Genomic DNA, 249 nt, shown 5'->3' on the forward strand with positions numbered 1-249 from the left:
GCCGTGCGCATACCGACCATGCTCTATCGACCGCAAGACGATCGCTATCTCGGCGCTGCACGAAACGCGCTTGCGGTTGCGTCCGGCCTGGCCGCCCCACCTGCGGTGCATGTTGTGCCGGGCAACCACTTCGTTTTTGTTGACCCGTGCCCAGCGGCAATTGCAGCCAGTGCGGCGGCGGTTTGTGAGGATGCCCCCGGGGTGGACCGTACGGCGGTGCATCGCCAGATCGAGCATGAGGTCGTGGAG

General features: G+C 65.5%; 1 protein-coding gene. It reads left to right on the forward strand.

What is annotated here, in order from left to right; all coding sequences use genetic code 11:
* A partial coding sequence (locus ACVA6Q_RS24840) for a hypothetical protein (protein WP_446649251.1) occupies positions 1 to 249 on the forward strand: 249 nt, incomplete at both ends.

Source organism: Vibrio sp. DNB22_10_4 (assembly GCF_052879755.1).